The organism is Streptomyces tagetis, from assembly GCF_018069565.1.
GTDB lineage: Bacteria > Actinomycetota > Actinomycetes > Streptomycetales > Streptomycetaceae > Streptomyces > Streptomyces tagetis.
The window spans coordinates 580,906-605,391 of record NZ_JAGPNL010000003.1; the positions used below are offsets into that span (position 1 = coordinate 580,906).

The following is a 24,486-nucleotide window of genomic DNA, read 5'->3' on the forward strand; positions in this document are numbered from 1 at the left end:
CGCTGCGTCGACCGCCGAACCTGTTACCGGGTAATGCCGGCGTAGGGAGCTTGGTCTCATGGCCATCAAGGACGCACGCACGCCTGCCTCCACGCGGAACCGCACGGAGTCGACGACGGAGACGAAGGGACCGGAGTCGAACGCCGGGGAGGCCGGGAAGTCCATCGGCTGGCACAAGGCGTATGTCGAGGGTTCGCGCCCCGACCTGCGGGTGCCGGCCCGTCAGGTGCATCTCACCAACGGAGAGTCGGTCACGCTCTACGACACCTCGGGTCCGTACACCGACCCGCTCGTCGAGACGGATGTCCGCAGGGGCCTGTCGCCGCTGCGGGAGAACTGGATCGTCGCCCGCGGCGACACGCAGGAGTACGCGGGCCGTCCCGTCCGTCCCGAGGACGACGGAATCAAGCACACGTCCCCGCGCGGGGGGCTGCGCAACCTCGACGCGGTCTTCCCCGGCCGTCCGCGCCAGCCGCGCCGGGGCCGTCCCGGCACCGCGGTGACGCAACTCGCGTACGCGCGCCGGGGGGAGGTCACGCCCGAGATGGAGTACGTGGCCATCCGGGAGAACGTCTCGCCGGAGGTGGTCCGCGAGGAGATCGCCGCGGGCCGGGCGGTGCTGCCGGCCAACGTCAACCACCCGGAGACCGAGCCGATGATCATCGGCAAACGGTTCCTCGTGAAGGTCAACGCCAACATCGGCAACTCCGCGGTGACCTCCTCCATCGAGGAGGAGGTCGAGAAGATGACCTGGGCGACCCGCTGGGGCGCGGACACCGTGATGGACCTGTCCACCGGGCGCAACATCCACACCACCCGCGAGTGGGTGCTGCGCAACTCGCCCGTCCCCATCGGCACCGTGCCGCTCTACCAGGCGCTGGAGAAGGTCGACGGCAAGGCCGAGGAGCTGAGCTGGGAGATCTACAAGGACACGGTCATCGAACAGGCCGAGCAGGGCGTCGACTACATGACCGTCCACGCCGGCGTCCGCCTGCCGTACGTGCCGCTCACCGCGAACCGGAAGACCGGCATCGTCTCGCGCGGCGGCTCCATCATGGCCGCCTGGTGCCTCGCGCACCACAAGGAGTCGTTCCTCTACGAGAACTTCGAGGAACTCTGCGAGATCCTCGCCGCCTACGACGTCACCTACTCGCTGGGCGACGGACTGCGGCCGGGCTCCATCGCGGACGCCAACGACCGGGCGCAGTTCGCGGAGTTGCACACGCTGGGGGAGCTGAACCGCATCGCCAAGCGCCACCACGTGCAGACCATGATCGAGGGGCCGGGCCACGTCCCGATGCACAAGATCAAGGAGAACGTCGACCTCCAGCAGGAGATCTGCGAGGAGGCCCCGTTCTACACGCTCGGCCCCCTGACGACGGACGTCGCCCCGGCGTACGACCACATCACCTCCGGCATCGGCGCCGCGATGATCGCCTGGTGGGGCACGGCCATGCTCTGCTACGTCACCCCCAAGGAGCACCTGGGCCTGCCCAACCGCGACGACGTCAAGACCGGCGTCATCACCTACAAGATCGCCGCGCACGCGGCCGACCTCGCCAAGGGGCACCCGGGCGCGCAGGAGTGGGACGACGCGCTGTCGGACGCGCGCTTCGAGTTCCGCTGGGAGGACCAGTTCAACCTGTCCCTCGACCCGGACACGGCACGGGAGTTCCATGACGAGACGCTGCCGGCCGAGCCCGCCAAGACGGCGCACTTCTGCTCGATGTGCGGGCCGAAGTTCTGCTCGATGAAGATCAGCCAGACCATCACCGAGCGGTTCGGCGGTGATCTGGCCGACGGCGCCACGGCCGAGGAGGTGGCCGACGGCATGATGCAGAAGTCGAAGGAGTTCGCGGCGAGCGGGAACCGGGTCTACCTGCCCATCGCCGACTGAGGTCCGTCCGGACCCGGTCGACGGGGAGGGGGCGGCCTGGCCGGGGCCCGCCCCCTACCTTCCGCGGGGACCGGGCGTCAGGGCCCGCCCCGCCACTCCCGTTCGCCGGGACCCGCTCGGCACACTGGTCCCATGACAGCCACATCTCTGGGCAAGGGCGCCAACCTCGCCGTCGACTCCCCCGCGGTCCGCGTCGAGCTGGCATGGTCGGCCGGTCCGGGCGTGCCCGGGGTCGACGCCTCGGCGTTGCTGCTCACCTCGGCCGGCCGGGTCCGCGGCGACGAGGACTTCGTCTTCTCCGGCCGGCCACGTCACGCCTCCGGCGCGGTGCGGCACCTGGGGCGCGGTTCCGCGGACGGGACCACGGCCGACACCGTCGAGGTGGACCTCCCTGCGCTGGAGCCGGAGGTCGAGCGGGTGGTGCTGTGCGCCTCGGCCGGCGGCGGGACCTTCGGCCGGGTGCCGGGGCTGTCGCTGCGCCTGCTGGACGCCGGGACCGGGGCGGAGCTGGCCCGGTTCGACATGACGGCCGGTGCGGAGGCGGCGCTGATCGGGGGCGAGCTGTACCGCCGGCAGGGCCGGTGGAAGTTCCGCGCGGTCGGCCAGGGCTATGCCACGGGGCTCGCGGGGCTGGCCACCGACTACGGCATCACCGTCGACGACCCGGCCCCGGCGCAGGCCCCCACGGCTCCGGCTCCCCCGGCGCAGGCCCCCACGGCTCCGGTCGCCCCTGCACCCGCCCCACCCATGCCCCCGGCTCCCCCGGCCGCCCCCACACCCCCGCCCACGCCTCACCCAGGGCGAGGAGCGCCTCCCCGTGGACATGCGCAAGCGCCTGTCGCTGCGCAAGGAGCAGGTCGCCGTCAGCCTGCGCAAGCACGGGGCGGCCGGTGTCACCGCGCGCGTCGTCCTGGTCCTCGACGCCTCCGGGTCCATGAGCCCCCTCTACACCAAGGGCGTGGTCGCCGACGTCGTCGAGCGTATGGCGGCCGTCGCCGCGCAGGTGGACGACGACGGCGAGATGCAGGCATGGACCTTCGCCTCGAACCCGGCCCGCCTGCCCGACCTGCGCCTGGGCGAACTCCCCGAGTGGCTGCGCCTGCACGTGCGCGTGGGGGAGATCGGCCTCTTCCGGCGCGGCAGGAAGAAGGGCCTCCACCCCGACCAGGTCGACATGCGCGCGGTCGGCATCCAGAACGAGGAACAGAAGGTGATCGCCGAGGTGCGGGCCTTCGTCCGGGAGAACCCGGCGCCGGACCCCACCCTGGTGCTGTTCTTCTCCGACGGCGGCGTCTACCGCGACACCGAGATCGAGCGGGAGCTGCGCGAGGCCGTGGAGGAGCCCGTCTTCTGGCAGTTCGTGGGCATCGGCCGCGCCGGCTATGGCGTGCTGGAACGGTTCGACACCCTGCCCGGACGGCGCGTCGACAACGTCGGCTTCTTCGCGGTGGACGACATCGGCGCCGTCCCCGACCCGGAGCTGTACGACCGCCTGCTTTCCGAGTTCCCGTCGTGGATCACCGCCGCCGGGCGGGCGGGCATTCTCTGACCCCGCCCGTCCGGTCCCGGCGGCTACTCCGGCTGGTGTTCCGGACCGCCGAAGTCCGGGCTGCTGAAGTCCGGGCTCGAGTACCGCGGACGGTGGTCCGCCGTGGCCCCCTCTCCGGGGCTGGAGAACCCCGGCCGGCCGTAGCCGAGCTGCGGCATCCGGCCGGACTGCGCCGCCGGGCCCGCGTGCAGGACGGTCGCCGTACGCGGATCGTCCAGCGCCTCCCGCAGGAACGGCAGGATGCCCCGGTGCAGGAGGGCGTCGTGCCAGGCGTCCCGGGCACGGGCCAGCTCGCCGTGGGGATCGGCGTGGCGGGCGGCCTCGGCGGACGGCCGGTTGCGCAGGGCCGTCATCAGCAGTCCGGCGGTGGCGACGAGGATCGCCACCGCCGTGACCGCGCCGAACACCCACCCCGTGGTGAGCAGGGTCTGGGCGAACACCTGCTCCGGGGCGAGCACGCGCAGGACGTAGCCGACGAGCAGGAAGATGGCCGCGGCGGTGCCGGCCAGGACGGGTGCCAGGACGGCGATCACGGCGACGGCGCCCGCGCCGTTCGCCTCGGCGACCTCGCCCATGGTGGCGGCGAGTTGCGCCGCGCCGGTCTCCGGCTCCTCGGTGCCGGCGGTGTGGGAGGCGGGGGCCGCGGCGGCCTGGGCGGGCCGGCGCAGTTCCTCGCGGACCTTCACGTAGTGCTGGTACTCGGTGGCTGCCGCGGCCGTGATGAGCGCGGTCGCGTTCAGCGCCAGGGTGCGCAGTTGTTCGGTGGTGAGCCGTTGACCGGCGGGTGCCGGCTCCGGACGCGGTGGTGCGGAGCGCAGCGCCTCATCGAGGACCCGCTCGTATTCCTGGCGGTCCTCGGGCGACAAGTGCTGCGGAACGCTGTTCATGTGCATCCCCCGATGCTCCGTAGGGCTTGGGGCTCGCATGCCAACGAGCCGTCGGGCAGAAACGGAGGGGAGCCTGCTACGGATAAGCCGATGGTAGAGCGGGGACGGCGCGTGGTGACAGGGGGTTTCCAGAAATTGGGTGCCGGGCCCCGCGGAATCGGTGGCGGCCCGGCCCCTCCGTCGAACGGTCAGGAAGCGAGCGGCAGTTGCTGGACCAGCAGTTTCCCGGCCATCGTCACCCCACCGTCCATGGCGATGGCCAGACCGTCCGCGTAGACGTGCGGGCCCTCGACCGCGGGCCGGGGTTCCTCCTCGCCGTCCTCGGAGCCGACCTCGCCGGTCAGGTACGGGATGGGGCTGTGGCCGTGGACGATACGGGTGCCGCCGTAGGTCTCCAGCAGCGAGCGGACGGCGTCGGCGCCGCCCTCGTCACGGAAGGAGAAACGCTTGGTCAGCTTGCGGAACAGGTCCCAGACCTCCTCCACGTCGTTGCGGGTGAGCGTCTCGCGGACGGTGTCGTTGACCTCTTCGATGGAGCGTCCGTAGTCGAGGTACGTGGTCGTGTCGGAGTGGACCAGGAGGTGGCCGTCGACCTCTTCGAGGGCGTCGAGGCGGGCCATCCACTGGAGGTGGTGGTCCTGGAGGCGGTCCATGTCGGTCTTCTGGCCGCCGTTGAGCAGCCACGCCGCCTGGAAGGTCGCGGTGCCGGCTCCGGAGTTGACCGGCGTGTCGCCGAACCGCTTGGCGCCGAGCAGGAGCAGCTCGTGGTTGCCCATCAGCGCCTTGCAGTACCCGCCGGACGCGGCGGCCTCGGCGGAGAGCCGCATCACCAGGTCGATGACGCCGATGCCGTCCGGGCCGCGGTCGGTGAAGTCGCCGAGGAACCAGAGGCGGGCGGTGCCCGCGTTCCAGTGGCCGGCGTCGTCGATGAGGCCCTTCTCACGCAGCGCGGACTCCAGCTCGTCGAGGTAGCCGTGCACGTCGCCGACGACGAAGAGCGGGCCGGGGCCGGCGGTGGAGTGCGCGGCGGGCGCGGCCTCGGGGTCGACGGTCACCTGGACCGTGTCGCCCCGGCGGATGACGGGCAGGTCGCGCTGGGTCGGGGTGTACCCCTCGGGGTGGCCCTCCTCGCCGGGCGGGACGGCGTTGCCCGGATGCGTGCCGGGGGCGGCGTACGGAGCGGTTTCGTGGACGTAGGCGGGCACCCGGAAGTCGCGTACCGTCGCCGTCCGCTCCACCGCGGGTCCCTGACCGGCCCCCTGAGTCATCGACCCCTCCACCATCGCGCCGCATCTGCACCGCTTCGGACTGCCTGGTCGCAGCGGCCCGCGGTGTGTGGGCCCATCATAGGAATGCGGATCGCGCCGTGTGATGACCCAGGGGTGGTGAATCGGGACAGGACACCGGATCGCCGTCGCTTTCGCCCCGATTGGGCCGTGCTTGGCCCGGCCGCCGCCGTGGCGCGGCCGGCCGTGTCGGTGCCGGTGTCGCCCCGCCGGCCGGGGGCAGGTGCCCTCCTTCCGGATCGTGCCGCGGGCCGTGGGGGCCGGCCCGCACCCGAAAGAGAGGGCCTAGAGACCCCCGGGCGACCGCGGCGGGCTCACCGTGGTCCGTGGCGGGCGGCGCTGCGACGAGGTGCGCACGATCAGTTCGGTCGGTATCACCTGCTCGACCGGCTGGTCCGAGTCGAGGCCCTCGATGGCGTCGATGAGGAGTTGGACGACGGCCGTGCCGATGCGGCGGGGCTTGAGCGACAGGGTGGTGATGGGCGGCTCGGTGTTGGCGTACACGGTGGACTCGCTGCAGCAGACGAGCAGGAGGTCCTCCGGGACGCGCAGCCCGTAGCGGCGGGCGGCGGCCAGCAGGTCGGTGCCGTTCGGGTCGAAGAGTCCGTAGACGGCGTCCGGCCGGTCGGGCCGGGCGAGGAGCCGGTCGGCGGCGACGGCGCCGGCGCATGGATCATGGGCGGGGTAGGACTCGTAGACGGGGTCCTGACCGACGCGTTCGCACCAGCGCAGGTAGGCGGTGGTCGAGAGGTGGGTGTACGTGTCCGTCGTGGTGCCGGTGAGCAGTCCGATCCGCCGGGCGCCGGCGGCGGCCAGATGGTCGAGGATGCCGAGGACGGCGGCCTCGTGGTCGTTGTCGACCCAGGCGGTGACGGGGAGCGCGCCGGCGGGGCGGCCGTCGGAGACGACGGGTAAGCCCTGGCGGATCAGTTCGCCCACGACCGGGTCCTGGTCGGAGGGGTCGATGACGACCGTGCCGTCCAGGGCGACGTTGGACCACACGTCGTGGCGGGAGGTCGCCGGGAGGATGACGAGGGCGTAGCCGCGGGCGAGCGCGGCGGAGGTCGCGGCACGTGCCATCTCGGCGAAGTACGCGAACTCGGTGAAGGTGAAAGGTTCATCCCCGTACGTGGTCACGGTCAGACCGATGAGGCCGGACTTGCCGGTACGGAGTGTGCGGGCGGCGGCTGAGGGACGATAGCCGAGCCGGTCGGCGACCTCGCGGACATGGCGCCGGGTGGCGTCCGGGAGTCGCCCCTTGCCGTTGAGGGCATCGGAGACGGTCGTGATGGAGACTCCGGCGGCGGCGGCCACGTCCCTGATGCCCGCCCGACCCGGCCGGTTGCCTCGGCGTGAGGTTTCCGCGCGGCTCACCTGGTGCTTCCCTGCTGCTGTCATGGCGAGCCGATAGTAGGGCTCATGCGGTGGGGTAGGGCGGGCGCATATGCACGCGTTGACAGGCACGTTTCTGCATGGTCGGAAGACCATAACAGCCTCTGAAATAAAGGAAGTTGGTGGGGCGCACCCCAGTACGTTACGTGTCTGTGAGCGGCGGCCTGCCGCAGGGGCGATGTTGCGAAGAGGTCTCAACTCACCTGCACGAGGGATGCGCGCCACGGCGCAAGCCACCGGCGCGTAGATATATGTGCGATGCGCCCCCCGAATCGGGCGGAAAAGACCTCTGATGCCCGTGATGCCTATGTGACGGATGAGGTGGGTCCGGGCCTATTCGCAGGGGCGCCGAATCCTCATAGGGTGAGAAGCATTCGATACCGGTGGTGGTCACGAGGAGGACTGCGGTGAGCGAGACGAGCCCCAAGCTGCGCGCCGAGCTGGAGGGGATTCCCACCTACAAGCCGGGCAAGCCCGCCGCGGCCGGTGGGCCGGTGGCCTACAAGCTGTCCTCGAACGAGAACCCCTACCCGCCGCTGCCGGGCGTGATGGAGACGGTGACGGCCGCGGCCTCGTCGTTCAACCGCTACCCGGACATGGCCTGTACGGGGCTGATGAACGAGCTGGCGGAGCGGTTCGGGGTGCCCGTCGGCCACCTGGCCACCGGCACCGGTTCGGTCGGCGTGGCCCAGCAGCTCATCCAGGCCACCGCCGGCCCCGGCGACGAGGTGATCTACGCCTGGCGTTCCTTCGAGGCGTACCCGATCATCACGCGGATCAGCGGGGCGACGCCGGTCCAGGTGCCGCTGACCGACGGCGAGGTCCACGACCTGGACGCCATGGCGGCGGCGATCACCGACCGGACCCGGCTGATCTTCGTCTGCAACCCCAACAACCCGACCGGCACGGTGGTCCGCCGCGAGGAGCTGGAACGCTTCCTCGACCGGGTGCCCCAGGACGTGCTCGTGGTCCTCGACGAGGCGTACCGAGAGTTCATCCGCGATCCCGAGGTGCCCGACGGCGTCGAGATCTACCGGAACCGGCCCAACGTCTGCGTGCTGCGCACCTTCTCCAAGGCGTACGGTCTGGCCGGCCTCCGGGTCGGGTTCGCCATCGCCCACGAGCCGGTGGCGGCGGCGCTGCGCAAGACGGCGGTGCCCTTCGGCGTGAGCCAGCTCGCCCAGGAGGCGGCGATCGCCTCGCTGCGGGCCGAGGACGCGCTGATCGGCCGGGTCGGTTCGCTGGTGGGCGAGCGGACCCGGGTGGTCGACGCGCTGCGTGCCCAGGGCTGGACGGTCCCGGAGACGCAGGCCAACTTCGTGTGGCTGCGGCTGGGGGAGCGCACGGTGGACTTCGCCGAGGCGTGCGAGCGGGCCGGTGTGGTCGTGCGGCCGTTCGCCGGCGAGGGGGTGCGGGTGACCGTCGGGGAGGACGAGGCCAACGACATCTTCCTGAAGGCGGCGGAGGCGTTCCGCACGCAGCTCTAGCGGGGACGCGGGCGCCCGCCGCCCGTGGCTCCCACGGTGACCCGTCACTCCGGGCGCTCGACCGCCAGGGGTGACGGGTTTCACGTGGAACCAGCACGTCAGCGCATACGTACGGTCCTGGATTCAACATTTTGTCGAATCCGCCTCGCGGGGGCGATGTCACAGGGGACCCCCCTTCCGGTGGCGAAAAGCAGTACGTCATAATTGCTTGTGAATGTGAACGCGTTCACAAGCTCGTCTGTTTGCTCCCCGGATGGTGTGATCCGCACGGGGTGTGACGGACTCGCGCAAATTGCCGCGACCACGGCGATGTAAGGAGACCGACGACGTGGACATGGCTCTGGCACCCGAGACACTGGCGCGATGGCAGTTCGGCATCACGACCGTCTACCACTTCCTGTTCGTCCCGCTGACGATCTCGCTGGCCGCGCTCACCGCCGGTCTGCAGACCGCCTGGGTCCGGACCGACAAGGAGAAGTACCTCAGGGCGACCAAGTTCTGGGGCAAGCTCTTCCTGATCAACATCGCCATGGGTGTCGTCACCGGCATCGTGCAGGAGTTCCAGTTCGGCATGAACTGGTCGGACTACTCCCGCTTCGTCGGTGACGTCTTCGGCGCTCCCCTCGCCTTCGAGGCGCTCATCGCCTTCTTCTTCGAGTCGACCTTTATCGGCCTGTGGATCTTCGGCTGGGACAAGCTGCCCAAGAAGATCCACCTGGCCTGCATCTGGATGGTCTCGATCGGCACGCTGCTCTCGGCGTACTTCATCCTGGCCGCCAACTCCTGGATGCAGCACCCCGTCGGCTACCGGTTCAACGAGGACAAGGGCCGGGCCGAGCTGACCGACTTCTGGCTGGTGCTCACGCAGAACACCACGCTGAACCAGGTCTTCCACAGCTTCGCGGCGGCCTTCCTCACGGGTGGCGCCTTCATGGTCGGCATCGCCGCCTTCCACCTGATGCGCAAGAAGCACATCCCGGTCATGCGGACCTCGCTGCGGCTCGGCCTGGTCACCCTGACCGTCGGCGGACTGCTCACCGCGGTCAGCGGCGACACGCTCGGCAAGGTCATGTACGAGCAGCAGCCGATGAAGATGGCCGCGGCGGAGGCGCTGTGGGACGGCGAGAGCCCGGCACCCTTCTCCGTCTTCGCCTACGGCGACGTCGACAAGGGCCACAACAAGGTGGCCTTGGAGATCCCCGGCCTGCTGTCCTTCCTGGCGCACAGCGACTTCCACTCCTACGTGCCCGGCATCAACGACACCAACAAGGCCCTCCAGGAGGAGTTCGGGCCCGGCGACTACCAGCCCATCATCCCCGTCGCCTACTGGAGCTTCCGCTGGATGATCGGCTTCGGCATGGCGTCCTTCTCGCTCGGTGTGCTGGGGCTCTGGCTCACGCGGAAGAAGTTCCTGCTGCCGTCCGCAGCCCGGACCGGGGAGGACGAGGTGCCCCACCTGGTCCTGCTGAAGGAGCCGCTGCGGCCGAAGCTCACCCGGCTGTACTGGCTGCTGGCGCTCTGGACGACGGCGTTCCCGCTGATCGCCAACTCCTGGGGCTGGATCTTCACCGAGATGGGCCGTCAGCCGTGGGTCGTCTACGGGCTCTTCCAGACCCGCGACGCGGTCTCGCCCGGCGTCTCCCAGGCCGAGGTGCTCATCTCGATGACCGTCTTCACCCTGCTCTACGCCGTCCTCGCCGTCGTCGAGGTCAAGCTGCTGGTCAAGTACGTCAAGGCCGGCCCGCCGGAGCTGACCGAAGCCGATCTCAACCCGCCCACGAAGATCGGCGGCGACTCCCGTGACGCCGACAAGCCGATGGCCTTCTCCTACTAGGCCGAGGGAGCTGCACAGTCATGGAACTGCACGACGTCTGGTTCGTCCTGATCGCCGTCCTGTGGGTCGGCTACTTCTTCCTGGAGGGCTTCGACTTCGGGATCGGCGTGCTCACCAAGCTGCTCGCCCGTGACCGGACCGAGAAGCGGGTGCTGATCAACACCATCGGACCCGTCTGGGACGGCAACGAGGTGTGGCTGCTCACGGCCGGCGGCGCGACCTTCGCCGCCTTCCCCGAGTGGTACGCCACGCTCTTCTCCGGCTTCTACCTGCCCCTGCTGATCATCCTGGTCAGCCTCATCGTCCGGGGTGTCGCCTTCGAGTACCGGGCGAAGCGGCCGGAGGAGAACTGGCAGCGGAACTGGGAAGCGGCGATCTTCTGGACCTCGCTGATCCCGGCCTTCCTGTGGGGCGTGGCCTTCGGCAACATCGTCCGCGGGGTGAAGATCGACAGCGAGATGGAGTACGTGGGGACCTTCTGGGACCTCCTCAACCCCTACGCCCTCCTCGGCGGGCTGGTCACGCTGACGCTGTTCACCTTCCACGGGGCGGTGTTCGCCGCGCTCAAGACGGTCGGTGACATCCGGGAGCGGGCCCGCGCGCTCGCCACGAAGGTCGGTCTCGTCACGGCCGTGCTGGCCCTCGGCTTCCTGCTCTGGACGCAGGCCGCCAACGGTGACGGCAAGAGCCTGGTCGCCCTGGTGGTGGCCGTCGCCGCCCTGGTGGCCGCGCTGGGGGCCAACCGGGCGGGCCGGGAGGGCTGGGCCTTCTCCTTCTCCGGCGTCACCATCGTGGCCGCCGTGGCGATGCTCTTCCTGACGCTCTTCCCGAACGTCATGCCCTCCACGCTCGACGCGGAGTGGAGCCTCACCGTCACCAACGCCTCCTCCAGCCCGTACACCTTGAAGATCATGACCTGGCTGGCCCTGATCGCCACTCCGGTCGTCATGCTCTACCAGGGCTGGACCTACTGGGTGTTCCGCAAGCGGATCGGCACCCAGCACATCGCCGACCCCGCGCACTGAGTCCGCGGTGGGGTGTTTCACGCGGCGTGTTCCACGTGAAACACCCCCTTCGGACGGGAGGGCATGTTTCACGTGAAACCCATCGATCCACGTCTCCTGCGCTACGCCCGCGCCACCCGGTTCTTCCTGATCGCAGTCGTCGTCCTGGGTGCCGCGGGCGCCGGACTCGTCGTCACGCAGGCGATGCTCATCGCCGAAATGGTGGTGGATGCCTTCCAGCACGGCCTGGCGCCGGCCGAACTCCGTACCCCGCTGCTCCTGCTGGTGGCCGTGGCCTGCGGGCGGGGTCTGGTCGGCTGGCTCACCGAACTCGCCGCGCACCGGGCGAGCGTGGCCGTCAAGGCCGAGCTCCGCGGACGTCTGCTGGAGCGGGCCACCGCGCTCGGGCCCGGCTGGCTGAGCGGACAGCGGACGGGATCGCTGGTCGCCCTGGCGACCCGTGGCGTCGATGCCCTCGACGACTACTTCTCCCGCTACCTGCCGCAGTTGGGCCTCGCCGTCGTGGTCCCGGCGGCGGTGCTGGCGCGGATCGTCACCGAGGACTGGGTCTCGGCGGCCATCATCGTCGCCACCCTGCCGCTCATCCCGCTCTTCATGATCCTGATCGGCTGGGCCACCCAGTCCCGGATGGACCGACAGTGGCGGCTGCTCTCGCGGCTCTCCGGTCACTTCCTGGACGTCGTCGCGGGGCTGCCGACGCTCAAGGTCTTCGGCCGGGCCAAGGCGCAGGCCGAGTCCATCAAGCGCATCACCGGCGAGTACCGGCAGGCGACCATGCGCACCCTGCGCATCGCCTTCCTCTCCTCCTTCGCGCTGGAACTGCTCGCCACGCTCTCCGTGGCCCTCGTCGCCGTGACCATCGGCATGCGGCTCGTCCACGGCGACATGTCCCTCTACGACGGTCTGGTCGTGCTGATCCTCGCCCCCGAGGCGTACCTGCCGCTGCGCCAGGTGGGGACGCAGTACCACGCGGCGGCCGAGGGCCTGGCCGCCGCCGAGGAGATCTTCGCCGTCCTGGAGACGCCCGCGCCGCCACGGGGCACCGCTCCCGTACCCGCGGACGGCACCCTGTCCGTCGAGGGCGTGACCGTCCGCTACCCCGGCCGGTCCGCGGACGCCGTGACCGACGTGAGCTTCACCGTCGCCCCGGGGGAGACCGTCGCCCTGGTGGGACCGAGCGGCGCGGGCAAGTCGACGCTGCTCGGCGTCCTGCTGGGCTTCGTCCGCCCGGCCGGGGGCCGGGTCCGCGTCGGCGGGACCGACCTCGCCGACCTCGACCCGGCCCAGTGGCACGACCGGATTGCCTGGGTGCCGCAGAACCCGCACCTGTATGCCGGGACCATCGCCGAGAACGTACGGCTGGCCCGGCCCGGCGCGGAGGACACCGCCGTGCGGCAGGCGCTGCGGGACGCCGGAGCGCTGGACTTCGTCGAGGCGCTGCCCGAGGGGACCGCCACGGTGCTCGGCGAGGGCGGGACCGGGGTCTCCGCCGGGCAACGGCAGCGGATCGCGCTGGCGCGGGCCTTCCTCGCGGACCGGCCGGTCCTGCTGCTCGACGAACCGACGGCCGCCCTGGACGGCGGGACCGAGGCCGAGGTCGTGGCCGCCGTCCGCAGGCTCGCGCGGGGACGCACGGTGCTGCTCGTGGTGCACCGCCCGGCGCTGCTGGAGACGGCCGACCGCGTGGTGCGGCTGGAAGCCCCGGCACCGGTCCCCGCCGGAGAGCCCGGCCCCGCTCCCGTACCGGACCGGCGGACGCAGGAGGAACCGGCCGCTCCCGCACCCGACCGGACCCCGGACGTCCCCCGTCCCACCGAGGCGCGCGGCGGTGTCCTCGCCAGGGTGCGCGCCATGTCCGGCGCCCGGCGCGGACGGCTCGCGCTCGCGCTGCTCCTCGGCAGCCTCGCCCTCGGCAGCGCGGTCGGCCTGATGGCCACCTCCGGGTGGCTGATCTCGCGCGCCTCCCAGCAGCCGCCGGTGCTGTACCTGATGGTGGCCGTCACCGCGACGCGGGCCTTCGGCATCGGACGGTCGGTGTTCCGGTACAGCGAGCGGCTCGTCTCGCACGACGCCGTGCTGCGCATGCTCGCCGACACCCGGGTCGCCGTCTACCGGCGGCTGGAGCGGCTCGCCCCCGCCGGGCTGCGCCGCAGCCGCCGGGGCGATCTGCTGACGCGTCTCGTCACCGACGTCGACGCGCTCCAGGACTACTGGCTGCGCTGGCTGTTGCCCGCCGGCACCGCCGTGGCCGTCTCCGCGGTGTCCGTCGGCTTCACGGCCTGGCTGCTGCCGGAGGCCGGCGCCGTGCTCGCGGCCGGTCTGCTGGCCGCCGGGGCCGGTGTCCCGCTGATCACCGGCGCGGTGGCGCGGCGGGCCGAGACACGGCTGGCCCCGGCCCGCGGCGTCCTCTCCACCCGGGTCGCCGACCTGCTCACCGGCACCGCCGAGCTGACCGTCGCGGGCGCCCTGCCCGCGCGGACCGCGGAGGCCCGCCGGGCCGACACCGTGCTCACCCGCCTCGCCTCCCGTGCCGCCACCGCCACGGCGCTCGGCGACGGACTCACGGCGCTGATCTCCGGCCTGACCGTCGCGGGCGCCGCGCTCGCCGGGGCCCAGGCGGTCGCCGACGGGCGACTGGCCGGAGTGGCGATGGCCGTCGTGGTCCTCACCCCGCTCGCCGCCTTCGAGGCCGTGCTCGGCATGCCGCTCGCCGCCCAGTACCGGCAGCGGGTGCGCCGCAGCGCCGAGCGCGTCTGCGAAGTGCTCGACGCCCCCGAGCCGGTACGGGAGCCGGAGCGGCCCCGGCAGGCACCCGACTCCCCCTTCCCGGTCGTCCTGAAGACGCTCACCGCGCGCCACCCCGGTCAGGGCCGGGACGCCCTCGCGGGCCTCGACCTCACCCTGGAACGGGGCCGGCGGATCGCCGTGGTCGGCCCGTCAGGTTCCGGAAAGACGACGCTGGCGCAGGTGCTGCTGAGGTTCCTCGACCCGGGCACCGGCTCCTACACGCTGGGCGGCGTCGACGCCGAGGCCCTGGCCGGGGACGACGTCCGGCGGCTCGTCGGACTCTGCGCGCAGGACGCGCACCTCTTCGACAGCTCGGTCCGCGAGAACCTGCTCCTGGCGCGGAAGGACGCCACCGAGACCGAGCTGCGCGACGCGCTGGCGCGGGCCCGGCTGCTGGAGTGGACCGACAGCCTGCCCGACGGGCTCGACACGCTGGTCGGCGAGCACGGGGCCCGGCTGTCCGGCGGGCAGCGGCAGCGGCTGGCCCTCGCGCGGGCGCTGCTGGCCGACTTCCCCGTGCTGGTCCTCGACGAACCGGCCGAGCACCTCGACCTGCCGACCGCCGACGCGCTCACCGCCGATCTGCTGGCCGCCACCGAGGGCCGCACCACCCTGCTGATCACGCACCGGCTGGCGGGGCTCGGGGCGGTGGACGAGGTGCTCGTGCTGGACGAGGGCAGCCTCGTGCAGCGCGGCCCGTTCGCGGAGCTGGCCGCCGTGCCGGGTCCGCTGCGGACGATGGTCGAGCGGGAGGCGGCGGCGCAGGCCGCGACCGCACCGCGGTCGCCGGTGACGGCACGGTGACCGGCCCACGCGGCCCAGGGCCCTGACAGCCCCTCGTACGGTGCGGCCTCCCGCCTGGGACGGCGGGAGGCCGTGGCGCGGAGCGCGGGGGAGGACAACGCCGGCCGTGGCCCGCACAGCGTGCGACCCCTTCACCTCGTAGATCCGACTTTCCGGAACAAACCACCCTTACTAGGCTCGGCGCATGCCCGTACCTCCGCCTCCTGGTCCGCCACCGCCCCGCCCGGTGATTCCGGTCGAGTTGCCAGCGCGGGTGCCGAAACTGCTGGACGCCATGCGGTCCGTCGGCGCCGGCCTCGACCTGCGGGCCACCCTGCACCGGATCTGTGAGACCGCGGCCGGTCTGACGGACGCCCGCTACGCGGCCATCGGCGTGGTCGCCGAGGACGGCGACGGCCTCGCCGACTTCGTCCACCATGGCATCGACGAGGCCACGGCCCGCCGGATCGGGCATCTGCCCGACGGCCGCAAGGGCCTGCTCGGGGCCCTCATCCGCGATCCGGAGCCGGTCCGGCTCACGGACCTCGCCGGCGACCCGCGCTCCTGCGGCTTCCCCGCGCACCATCCGCCGATGAGCGGCTTCCTCGGCGTCCCCATCCGCGTGCAGGGCGAGGTCTTCGGCAACCTCCACCTCACCGACAAACGGGACGGCGAACCGTTCACCGACTACGACCTCGCCATGGTCCGGGTGCTGGCCGCGGAGGCCGGCATCGCCCTCGGCAACGCCCGGCTCCACGAGTCCGCGCGACAGCGCGAGCGCTGGATCGACGGCTCGGTCGCCGTCATCACCGCGCTGCTCTCCGGCGGCGACACCGACGACGCCCTCCAGGTCGTCGCCGAACAGGCCCGCGCGCTCTCCGGATCGGCCCTCGGCATCGTGCTGCTGCCGGCGGAGGCCGGCGGTATGGAGATCGCGGCCGTGGCCGCCGCCCACCCCACGGACGTCCTCGGCCGGGTCATCCCGCCGGACAACGGCATGGTCGCGGAACTTCTCGCGGGCCGCCCGGTGTTCGTGGACGACGCGGCCACCGACCCGCGGCTGCACGAGGGCCCGGTGCGCGCCTACGGGCCGATCATGCTGCTCCCCCTGTGCAGCGACGGGCGGGTCCTGGGCGGGCTGGTGATGCTCCGCGACCGCGGGGAACGGCCCTTCACCCGGGCGGAGCGCGCCCTCGGCGACCAGTTCGCCGCGCAGGCCGCGCTGGCGCTGATGACGGCCGACGCGCAGCGCGACCGGGAACGGCTCGCCGTCTACGAGGACCGCGACCGCATCGCCCGGGACCTGCACGACCTCGTCATCCAGCGGCTGTTCGCCACGGGCATGATGCTGGAGAGCGCCCAGCGCCGGTCGGTCGTGCCGGAGGTCAGGGACGGAGTGGGCCGGGCCGTCGACGAACTGGACGTCACCATCCAGGAGATCCGCTCGGCGATCTTCGCCTTGCAGCAGCCCGCGGAGTCGCCGGCCATGCTGTCCACGAGGGTGCTGCGGGAGATCACCATGGCCTCCGTGCCGCTCGGTTTCACCCCCGCGCACCGCTTCTCGGGCCCCCTCGACGAGGCGGTCGGCGACCTCACCGGCAAGAACCTCGTCGCCGCCCTGCGGGAGGCCCTGTCCAACGCGTTCCGGCACGCGGGGGCCACCCGGATCGACGTCGTCGTGGAGGCGGGGGTGGCCCTGTCGGACGGGCGGCCGGGGGTCCGGCTGACCGTGGCCGACGACGGTGTCGGCGTGCCCGAGGGCGGGCGGCGCAGCGGTCTGCGCAATCTGGAGCGCCGGGCGGAGTCGCTCGGCGGGTCGAGCCGGCTCGGTCCGGGGCTCGCACCCGGCGGAGGCGGGACGACGGTGCTGTGGGAGGCCCCGCACTGAACGCGCGGGCAGGCGCCGTACCGACTCGTGACGGAGGTGTACGGGTCCCGGTGGCGGTGCCGCACGGACCTGGGCGGTGGTGCCGTACCGGCCCGGCGCTCCCCGGCCCGCCCTCAAACCGGTGCCCCCCGCGCTCACCCGTACGTGGCAACGGCCGTGCTCCGTGTGCGGCAGTGATCGCCCGGCCGTACGAGCTGAACAGGGCCGTGGACCGCCGTCCGCGACAGGATCGCTGACATGCCCTCACCTCGCCCGCGCTCGACGGCCGTTCCGGTGGTGCTCTGCGCGCTCGCCGTGCTCGCGGCCCGGCCCTCGTCGTCCCCGGACCCCGGCGGCCCGGCGGAGGAGGTGGCCCGGCTGTACGAGGCGGCGGCCGACGCCGCCCGGCAGTACGAGGACGGCCGGCGGGCGGCCGAGGAACAGCGGGCGAAGGCCCGGCGCTACGAGGAACGGCTCGACCGGCAGCGCGTCCGGAGCGCCGCACTCCACGAGGATCTGGGCCGGCTCGCCCGCGCGCAGTACCGCGGCGGCGGGGGACTGCCCCTCGCGGCGGGGATGGTGCTCGCCGACGACCCCGACGCCCTGATGCGCGGTCAGCGGATCGCGCACCGGACGGACCTGGCCGTGGACAAGGCCGTGACGGAGAGCCGGCGGGCCGAGGAACGGCTCGGCGCCGACCAGGCCGAGGCGACGGCCGCCTGGAAGGCCCTGGAGAAGCGGAACGCGCGGCTGGCGGAGCTGAAGAAGGAGATCGAGGCGGACCTGCGCACGGCGCGGTCGCGGCTGGAGGGCCGGGCGGACGCCTCGGTCACCGCCGGTTCGGGCCCCGGCGCGGCGCGCACCGGTGCTCCGGAGCGGCGCTCGGGGCGGACCTGGGTGCTGCCGGTGGAGTCGTACGAGCTGTCGGCGTCCTTCGGCAGCGGCGGCGCGCGGTGGGCGCACCGGCACACCGGGCAGGACTTCGCGGTGCCGGTGGGCACGCCGGTGCGGGCGGTCGGCGCGGGGAGCGTGGTCGCGGTCTCGTGCGGGGGCCCCTTCGGCATCCAGGTCGTGCTCCGGCACGCGGACGGCTACTACACGCAGTACGCGCACCTCGCGTCCGTCGCCGTCGACCAGGGGGACCGGGCCGGCGCCGGGCAGCGGATCGGGCAGTCCGGCAGCACCGGCAACTCCACCGGCCCGCACCTGCACTTCGAGGTGCGGGTCACCCCGGAGCCGGGCTCGGCGGTGGACCCGGTGCCCTGGCTGTCCCGGCGCGGGGTGTCGGTGTGAGGGAGCGGAAGGACCGTTACGGCATGTCGGCCAGCATGCGTTCGATGACGATGGCGACGCCGTCCTCGTTGTTGGCGACCGTCCGTCCCGAGGCGGCGGCGAACGCGGCCGGGTGGGCGTTGCCCATCGCGTAGGAGCGGCCCGCCCAGGTGAGCATCTCGACGTCGTTCGGCATGTCACCGAAGGCGACGACCTCCTCGTGGGAGATGCCGCGCTCGGCACAGCACAGGGCGAGTGTGCTGGCCTTGGAGACGTCCGGGCCACTGATCTCCAGCAGGGCGCTGGGGCTGGAGCGGGTGACGTTGGCCCGGTCGCCGATGGCGAGGCGGGCCAGTGTGAGGAAGGCGTCCGGGTCGAGGACCGGGTGGAAGGCGAGGATCTTGAGGACCGGTTCGCCGGCGGCCCGGCTGTCGGGGGCGAGGATCTCCTCGGCCGGCGCGAGGTCGTCCGGGATCTCCAGGTGCATCCTCGGGTAGGCCGGCTCCTGGTGGAAGCCGTAGGTCTGCTCGACGGCGTACACCGTGCCGGGCGCGGCGTCCCGCAGCAGCCGGACGGCGTCCAGCGCGTTCTCCCGGGCCAGTTCGCGGACCTTGACGAAACGGTGGGCGCCGGGGCCGCCGTGCAGGTCGACCACGGCGGCGCCGTTGCCGCAGATGGCGAGGCCGTGACCGTGGACGTGGTCGCTGACGACGTCCATCCAGCGGGCGGGACGGCCGGTGACGAAGAAGACCTCGATGCCGGCCGCCTCGGCGGCGGCCAGCGCGGAGACGGTGCGCGAGGAGACCGACTTGTCGTCGCGCAGCAGGGTGCCGTCGAGGTCGGTGGCGATGAGCCGCGGGCGGAGGGGCGCGGCCTGGGTCTCGGGCTCTCGGGTCGCTGAGGTCACCCGGCCATTGTCGCGCATATGCCCGCACGATCGTGCGGGACTCCGCACATCTGTGAGCTACGGCTCTCGGCGCCGTCCCGCCCGCCCCGTCCGTGGTCGGCTTGCCCGGTAATCACCGCAGATGCGCCGGGGCCTCCAGGGCGATGCGCTCGAAGACCTTCTCGTCCGCCGCGAAGTCCGACCCGGGGATCGGCCAGTGGACGACGATCTCGGTGAAGCCCAGCTCCCGGTGGCGCCCGGCGAAGTCCACGAACGCGTCGACGGACTCCAGCGGGGTGTTGCGGTCCGGGGTGAAGCCGTGGAGCAGGATCTTGTCCAGCTCGCCGACGTCCCGTCCGATCTCCGCGCACGCCGCGCCCAGCCGGTCGACCTGCCCGGCCAGCGCCGCCCGCGACTGCTCCGGGGTGCCCTCCTCGAACAGCTTCGGGTCACCGGTCGTCACCCACGCCTGCCCGTACCGCGCGGCCAGCTTCAGCCCACGCGGCCCGGTGGCGGCCACCGCGAACGGCAGCCGGGGCCGCTGCACACAGCCGGGGATGTTCCGTGCCTCGTGCGCCGAGTAGAAATCGCCCTCGTACGAGACCGCGTCCTGTGTCAGCAGCCGGTCGAGCAGGGGGACGAACTCGGCGAACCTGTCGGCCCGTTCACGGGGCGTCCACGGCTCCTGGCCGAGCGCCGTGGCGTCGAAGCCGGTGCCGCCGGCCCCTATGCCGAGCGTGACCCGGCCGTCCGAGACGTCGTCCAGGGAGATCAGCTCCTTGGCCAGCGTCACCGGGTGCCGGAAGTTCGGCGAGGTCACCAGCGTGCCCAGGCGCAGGCGGTCTGTCACGGTCGCCGCGGCCGTGAGGGTGGGGAGCGCGCCGAACCAGGGGCCGTCGCGGAAGGTCCGCCACGACAGATGGTCGTAGGTGTAGGCGGTGTGGAACCCCAGTTCCTCGGCCCGCCGCCAGGTCTTCTGCCCTTCGCCCCACCGGTGGATGGGGAGGATCACCGTACTCAGACGCATGCCGCAGACGATACGCGCTGCCTGTCGGGAGACGGCGCCTGCGAACGCGGTCGTCCGGTGCCGCATATGGAGGGGCCGCCATCCCGACTGTCCTGTTTCACGTGAAACGTACGGCTGGAGCAGGCAGGCCCAGGTCACTCCGACCGGGCCCTGCCGGTGCGGCCCCCGCCCCCAGGCTCAGCGCTTTCCGTCCCGGCTCACCTACCGCGCCGGGACGGTCCGGGTGAGCCAGACTCCGTTCGCGCCGACGCGGAAGACGTGACCGTCGCGGTGCATGGCGGCGGCGTCGACCGAGAGCACCACGGGCCGGCCACGGGCCCGGAACCCACGTCCCGGGAACGCGCCGACTCGGACCCCCCACCCTCGGAACGCATGACCCCAGCCTGCCTGAAGAGACACACCTCACGCGATTTCTTTACGCGGAGAGGTTTGATCCACAGCAAGTTCGGTTGTCCACAGGCTTGTTGGGCCTTTCTGTGGAAACTACAGCGGAGGATTCCGCCGCGCGAGCGACCGCAGCGCCCCCGGCAGGAAGCGGGAGACGAGGTGGGCCCCCCGGGCCTCCGGAGTCACCGGCACCACCGCCCGGTCGCGCACCACCGCGTCCAGGATCGCGTCGGCCACCTTCCGCGGCGGGTAGCCGCGCTTGCCGTAGAGCCGGGCGGCGCGCTGCCGCCGGCGCCGTTCCTCCTCGGCGTCGACCCCGGTGAAGCGTGCCGTCGAGGTGATGGCGGTGTCGACGATGCCGGGGCAGATCGCGGAGACGCCGATCCCGCGGCCGGCCAGTTCGGCGCGGAGGCACTCGCTCAGCATCAGCACGGCCGCCTTCGAGGTGCTGTAGGCGGGCAGGGCCCGGGAGGGCAGGAAGGCGGCGGCCGAGGCGATGTTGACGATGTGGCCGCCCTGGCCGCGCTCCGCCATCCGCCGGCCGAACAGACGGCAGCCGTGGATGACGCCCCACAGGTTCACGTCGAGGACCGTGCGCCAGTCCTCCGGCGTGGTGGTGAGGAAGGAGCCCGACAGGCCGATCCCCGCGTTGTTCACCAGGACGTCGACCACCCCGTGCCGGGCGGCGACCTTCGCGTCGAGCTTCTCCATGGCCTGCTCGTCGGAGACGTTGACGGTCTCCGCCCAGGCCGCCCGCGCACCGGCCGACCGGGCCAGTTCCGCCGTGCGGGCCGCCGAGTCGCCGTCCCGGTCGACCGCGACCACCCGCGCCCCGCACGCGGCGAAGGCCAGGGCCGTCGCCCTCCCGATGCCGCTGCCCGCACCCGTGACGAGCACGAGCTGCCCGCCGAAGCGGTCGGCGTGCCTCCCCTCCGCCGTCACCTCGGGACGGCCGCTCTCGACGCCGCTGTGGCCGCCCTCCACGCCGGTGACGAACTCCGCGACCCACTCCGCCAGCCGGTCGGGCCGGGTGCGCGGCACCCAGTGCCTGGCGGGCAGCGTGCGCCGGGTCAGCCGGGGGACCCACTCCTCCAGCCCGTCGGAGAGCCGCTCGGAGAGGAAGGCGTCGTCGAGCGGGGTGATGAGCTGCACCGGCGCGTGCGCGTGGGCGTCCTCGCGGGGCCGGCGCAGCCGCTCGCGGACGTTGTCCCGGTACAGCCACGTTCCGTGGGCCGCGTCCCTCGGCAGGGAGCCGGTCGGATAGCCGTCGCCGGGCACCTTCTCGACGCGCCGCAGGAGAGCAGGCCAGCGTCTGCCGAGCGGACCGCGCCAGGTCAGTTCGGGCAGGACCGGCGTGTGCAGCAGGTAGACGTACCAGGACTTGGCGCCCTGGCCGAGGAGCTGGCCGGCCCGGCGCGGGGTGGGGCGCCTGAGCCGCCGGCCGATCCAGTGCCCGAAGTGGTCGAGGCTCGGCCCCGAGACCGAGGTGAAGGAGGCGACCCGGCCCTCGGTGCGCCGCACGGTGACGAACTCCCAGGACTGCACCGACCCCCAGTCGTGGCCGACGAGGTGCACGGGCCGGCCGGGGCTGACGGCGTCGGCCACGGCGAGGAAGTCGTCCGTCAGCTTCTCCAGCGTGAACCCGCCGCGCAGCGGGTGCGGCGCGCTGGAGCGGCCGTGGCCCCGGACGTCGTAGAGCACCACGTGGAACCGGTCGGCGAGGCGGACGGCGACCTCGGACCAGACCTCCTTGCTGTCCGGATAGCCGTGCACGAGCATCACCGTGGGGTGCTCGGGCGAGCCCAGTTCGGCGACGCACAGGTCGACACCGCCCGTCCGTACCCGGCGCTCCCGCGCTCCCTCGAGTACCGTCATCGCTCCTCCGTCCGGTGCCGGTGCCCCGTACTCCCCCGCGCCCGCCCCCGGAGGGCACCGACGGCCGCCCCGCCCGCGGACACGCGGGCCCGCGCCACATGACGCCAGGCCCGTGGACCCGCGGGCCCGTGCCACACGACGCCGGTCGTTGGACGCGTGGACCCGCGCCACATCACGTCGCCGAATCTCCCAGTTGTTAGACCCATCGTCAATAGGCGGCGCGCGCCCGCCCACCCCGATGTCCGTACCCCTCCGGAAGGGCGTCCCCTACGGGCTCCTACGACCTCAGGGGGACGCCAAGACGGCTCTCCGGTCTGACGACCGCAGTGGCGGGCGTCACTACTGTCGTCAACGTGACTGTGATCGCGACCGAAAGCCTGAGCAAGCGGTTCCCCCGGGTGACCGCGCTCGACCGGCTCTCCATGGACATCGGACCCGGTGTGACCGGACTCGTCGGAGCCAACGGCGCCGGCAAGTCGACCCTGATCAAGATCCTGCTGGGTCTGTCCCCCGCCACCGAGGGCCGCGCCGAGGTCCTCGGACTCGACGTCGCCACCGAGGGCGCCGCCATCCGCGAGCGGGTCGGGTACATGCCGGAGCACGACTGCCTGCCTCCCGACGTCTCGGCCACCGAGTTCGTCGTCCACATGGCGCGCATGTCGGGACTGCCGTCGGCCGCCGCCCGCGAGCGCACCGCCGACACGCTGCGCCACGTCGGCCTCTACGAGGAGCGCTACCGGCCCATCGGCGGCTACTCGACCGGCATGAAGCAGCGCGTGAAGCTGGCGCAGGCCCTCGTCCACGACCCCCGACTGGTCTTCCTGGACGAGCCGACCAACGGCCTCGACCCGGTCGGCCGCGACGAGATGCTCGGTCTGATCCGCCGCATCCACACCGACTTCGGCATCTCGGTCCTGGTCACCTCCCACCTCCTCGGCGAACTGGAGCGCACCTGCGACCACGTGGTCGTCGTCGACGGCGGCACCCTGCTGCGCTCCAGCTCCACCACGGACTTCACCCAGACCACGACCACCCTCGCCATCGAGGTCACCGACACCGACGAGCACCCGGACGGCACCCGCGCGGTCCGCGAGGCGCTCGACGCGCGCGGGGTCACCGTCGAGGACGGCAGCGGACTGCCGGGCGCGGGCCGCGTCCTGCTGCTCACCGCGGCGGGCGAGGAGACGTGTGACCTGGTCCGCGACGTCATCGCGGAGCTCGGCCTCGGCCTGGTGCGCATGGAGCAGCGCCGCCACCACATCGCGGAGGTCTTCAAGGACGGCGACGCGACACGCAAGGAGGCCGTCGGACATGGCCGTTGAGCAGCCCACCCGGACCCAGGACGCGACGCCGCCCGGGGACCAGACCCGCATCCACGACATCGGCTACCGCTCCTACGACGGCCCCCGCCTCGGCCGCGCCTACGCCCGCCGCTCGCTGTACTCGCAGTCCCTGCGCGGCGCCTACGGCCTCGGCCGCTCGGCGAAGTCGAAGGTGCTGCCGATGCTGCTGTTCGTCGTGATGTGCCTGCCCGCGGGCATCATGGTCGCCGTCACGGTCGCCACCAAGGCCGGCGAACTGCCGCTGGGCTACACCCGCTACGCGATCGTCATGCAGGCCGTGATCAGCCTCTACGTCGCCTCGCAGGCACCCCAGTCGGTCTCGCGCGACCTGCGCTTCAAGACGGTGCCGCTCTACTTCTCGCGGCCCATCGAGACCTCCGACTACGTGCGCGCCAAGTTCGCGGCGCTCGCCTCGGCGCTGTTCCTCCTCACCGCGGCCCCCCTGCTGGTGCTCTACGTCGGGGCGCTCCTCGCCGAGCTGGACTTCGCCGACCAGACCAAGGGATTCGCCCAGGGGGTCGTCTCCGTGGCACTGCTCTCGCTGCTCTTCGCCGGACTCGGCCTGGTCATCGCCGCCGTCACCCCGCGCCGCGGCTTCGGCATCGCGGCCGTCATCGCCGTCCTGACCATCAGCTACGGAGCGGTCTCCACTCTCCAGGCCATCGCCTACGTCCAGGACAGCACCTCGGCCATCGCCTGGATCGGCCTCTTCTCGCCGGTCACGCTGATCGACGGTGTGCAGTCCGCGTTCCTCGGCGCCTCCTCCGCCTTCCCCGGCGGCGTCGGACCGAGCACCGCGGAGGGCGTGGTCTACCTCCTCGTCACGCTGGGCCTGATCGCCGGCGCCTACGGGCTGCTGAACCGCCGCTACCAGAAGGCGGGACTGTGACCCCGCCCGTCCT

15 protein-coding genes and 1 pseudogene are annotated in these 24,486 nt (G+C 72.4%); 10 read left to right on the forward strand and 6 right to left on the reverse strand.

Annotated features, from left to right (window positions below; all coding sequences use genetic code 11):
* Positions 1–58: 58 nt before the first annotated feature.
* Both thiC and J5Y05_RS14870 read left to right on the forward strand, forming a co-directional pair.
* The gene (gene thiC / locus J5Y05_RS14865) at positions 59–1,897 is read left to right on the forward strand and encodes a phosphomethylpyrimidine synthase ThiC (protein WP_247614639.1); all 1,839 of its coding nucleotides are present in this window, start codon (positions 59–61) and stop codon (positions 1,895–1,897) included.
* Positions 1,898–2,029: 132 nt separating this feature from the next.
* A pseudogene (locus tag J5Y05_RS14870) lies at positions 2,030–3,446 on the forward strand (VWA domain-containing protein).
* Between the two features lie 23 nt (positions 3,447–3,469).
* Here the strand turns inward: J5Y05_RS14870 and J5Y05_RS14875 are convergent.
* The 3 genes from J5Y05_RS14875 to J5Y05_RS14885 all read right to left on the reverse strand — a co-directional run bounded on the left by J5Y05_RS14875 (position 3,470) and on the right by J5Y05_RS14885 (position 7,017).
* Positions 3,470–4,339 carry a hypothetical protein gene (locus J5Y05_RS14875; protein WP_210872434.1) on the reverse strand — a complete coding sequence of 290 codons (870 nt, stop codon included), beginning with the start codon at positions 4,337–4,339 and terminating at the stop codon, positions 3,470–3,472.
* A gap of 182 nt (positions 4,340–4,521) precedes the next feature.
* The gene (locus J5Y05_RS14880) at positions 4,522–5,616 is read right to left on the reverse strand and encodes a metallophosphoesterase (protein ID WP_247614640.1); all 1,095 of its coding nucleotides are present in this window, start codon (positions 5,614–5,616) and stop codon (positions 4,522–4,524) included.
* 288 nt (positions 5,617–5,904) lie between these two features.
* Complete coding sequence (locus J5Y05_RS14885) at positions 5,905–7,017, reverse strand: LacI family DNA-binding transcriptional regulator (RefSeq protein ID WP_210872438.1); 1,113 nt, start codon at positions 7,015–7,017, stop codon at positions 5,905–5,907.
* Positions 7,018–7,418: 401 nt separating this feature from the next.
* On the opposite strand from J5Y05_RS14885, the gene hisC reads away from it, so the two are divergent.
* From hisC to J5Y05_RS14915, 6 genes are all read left to right on the forward strand, one after another.
* A complete protein-coding gene (hisC, locus tag J5Y05_RS14890) occupies positions 7,419–8,498 on the forward strand; it encodes a histidinol-phosphate transaminase (protein WP_210872440.1) in 1,080 nt (359 codons plus the stop codon).
* A gap of 328 nt (positions 8,499–8,826) precedes the next feature.
* Positions 8,827–10,332, forward strand: coding sequence for a cytochrome ubiquinol oxidase subunit I (locus J5Y05_RS14895; RefSeq protein ID WP_210872442.1), 1,506 nt, complete (start codon positions 8,827–8,829; stop codon positions 10,330–10,332).
* Positions 10,333–10,352: 20 nt separating this feature from the next.
* The gene (gene cydB, locus J5Y05_RS14900) at positions 10,353–11,357 is read left to right on the forward strand and encodes a cytochrome d ubiquinol oxidase subunit II (RefSeq protein WP_210872444.1); all 1,005 of its coding nucleotides are present in this window, start codon (positions 10,353–10,355) and stop codon (positions 11,355–11,357) included.
* A gap of 72 nt (positions 11,358–11,429) precedes the next feature.
* Complete coding sequence (gene cydD / locus J5Y05_RS14905) at positions 11,430–14,948, forward strand: thiol reductant ABC exporter subunit CydD (RefSeq protein ID WP_210872447.1); 3,519 nt, start codon at positions 11,430–11,432, stop codon at positions 14,946–14,948.
* A 184-nt stretch (positions 14,949–15,132) separates the two neighbouring features.
* A complete protein-coding gene (locus tag J5Y05_RS14910) occupies positions 15,133–16,815 on the forward strand; it encodes a sensor histidine kinase (protein WP_210872449.1) in 1,683 nt (560 codons plus the stop codon).
* Positions 16,816–17,052: 237 nt separating this feature from the next.
* Positions 17,053–18,087: a M23 family metallopeptidase gene (locus J5Y05_RS14915; RefSeq protein WP_210872451.1), complete on the forward strand. Its 1,035-nt coding sequence runs from the start codon at positions 17,053–17,055 to the stop codon at positions 18,085–18,087.
* A 16-nt stretch (positions 18,088–18,103) separates the two neighbouring features.
* Here J5Y05_RS14915 and J5Y05_RS14920 read toward each other — a convergent pair whose 3' ends face one another.
* The 3 genes from J5Y05_RS14920 to J5Y05_RS14930 form a co-directional block, all read right to left on the reverse strand.
* Positions 18,104–18,991, reverse strand: a complete 888-nt coding sequence (locus J5Y05_RS14920; protein ID WP_210872453.1) for an HAD-IIB family hydrolase — start codon at positions 18,989–18,991, stop codon at positions 18,104–18,106.
* A gap of 94 nt (positions 18,992–19,085) precedes the next feature.
* A complete protein-coding gene (locus tag J5Y05_RS14925; protein ID WP_210872455.1) occupies positions 19,086–19,979 on the reverse strand; it encodes an LLM class flavin-dependent oxidoreductase in 894 nt (297 codons plus the stop codon).
* A 483-nt stretch (positions 19,980–20,462) separates the two neighbouring features.
* Positions 20,463–22,241 (reverse strand): SDR family oxidoreductase, encoded by a 1,779-nt coding sequence (locus J5Y05_RS14930; RefSeq protein WP_210872457.1) that lies wholly within the window; start codon positions 22,239–22,241, stop codon positions 20,463–20,465.
* Positions 22,242–22,600: 359 nt separating this feature from the next.
* On the opposite strand from J5Y05_RS14930, the gene J5Y05_RS14935 reads away from it, so the two are divergent.
* Both J5Y05_RS14935 and J5Y05_RS14940 read left to right on the forward strand, forming a co-directional pair.
* The gene (locus tag J5Y05_RS14935; protein WP_307853929.1) at positions 22,601–23,563 is read left to right on the forward strand and encodes an ABC transporter ATP-binding protein; all 963 of its coding nucleotides are present in this window, start codon (positions 22,601–22,603) and stop codon (positions 23,561–23,563) included.
* Entirely contained in the window at positions 23,553–24,473 is a 921-nt protein-coding gene (locus tag J5Y05_RS14940) for an ABC transporter permease (RefSeq protein WP_210872460.1), read from the forward strand. The genes J5Y05_RS14935 and J5Y05_RS14940 overlap by 11 nt, the downstream gene beginning before the upstream one ends.
* The last annotated feature ends 13 nt before the right edge of the window (positions 24,474–24,486 follow it).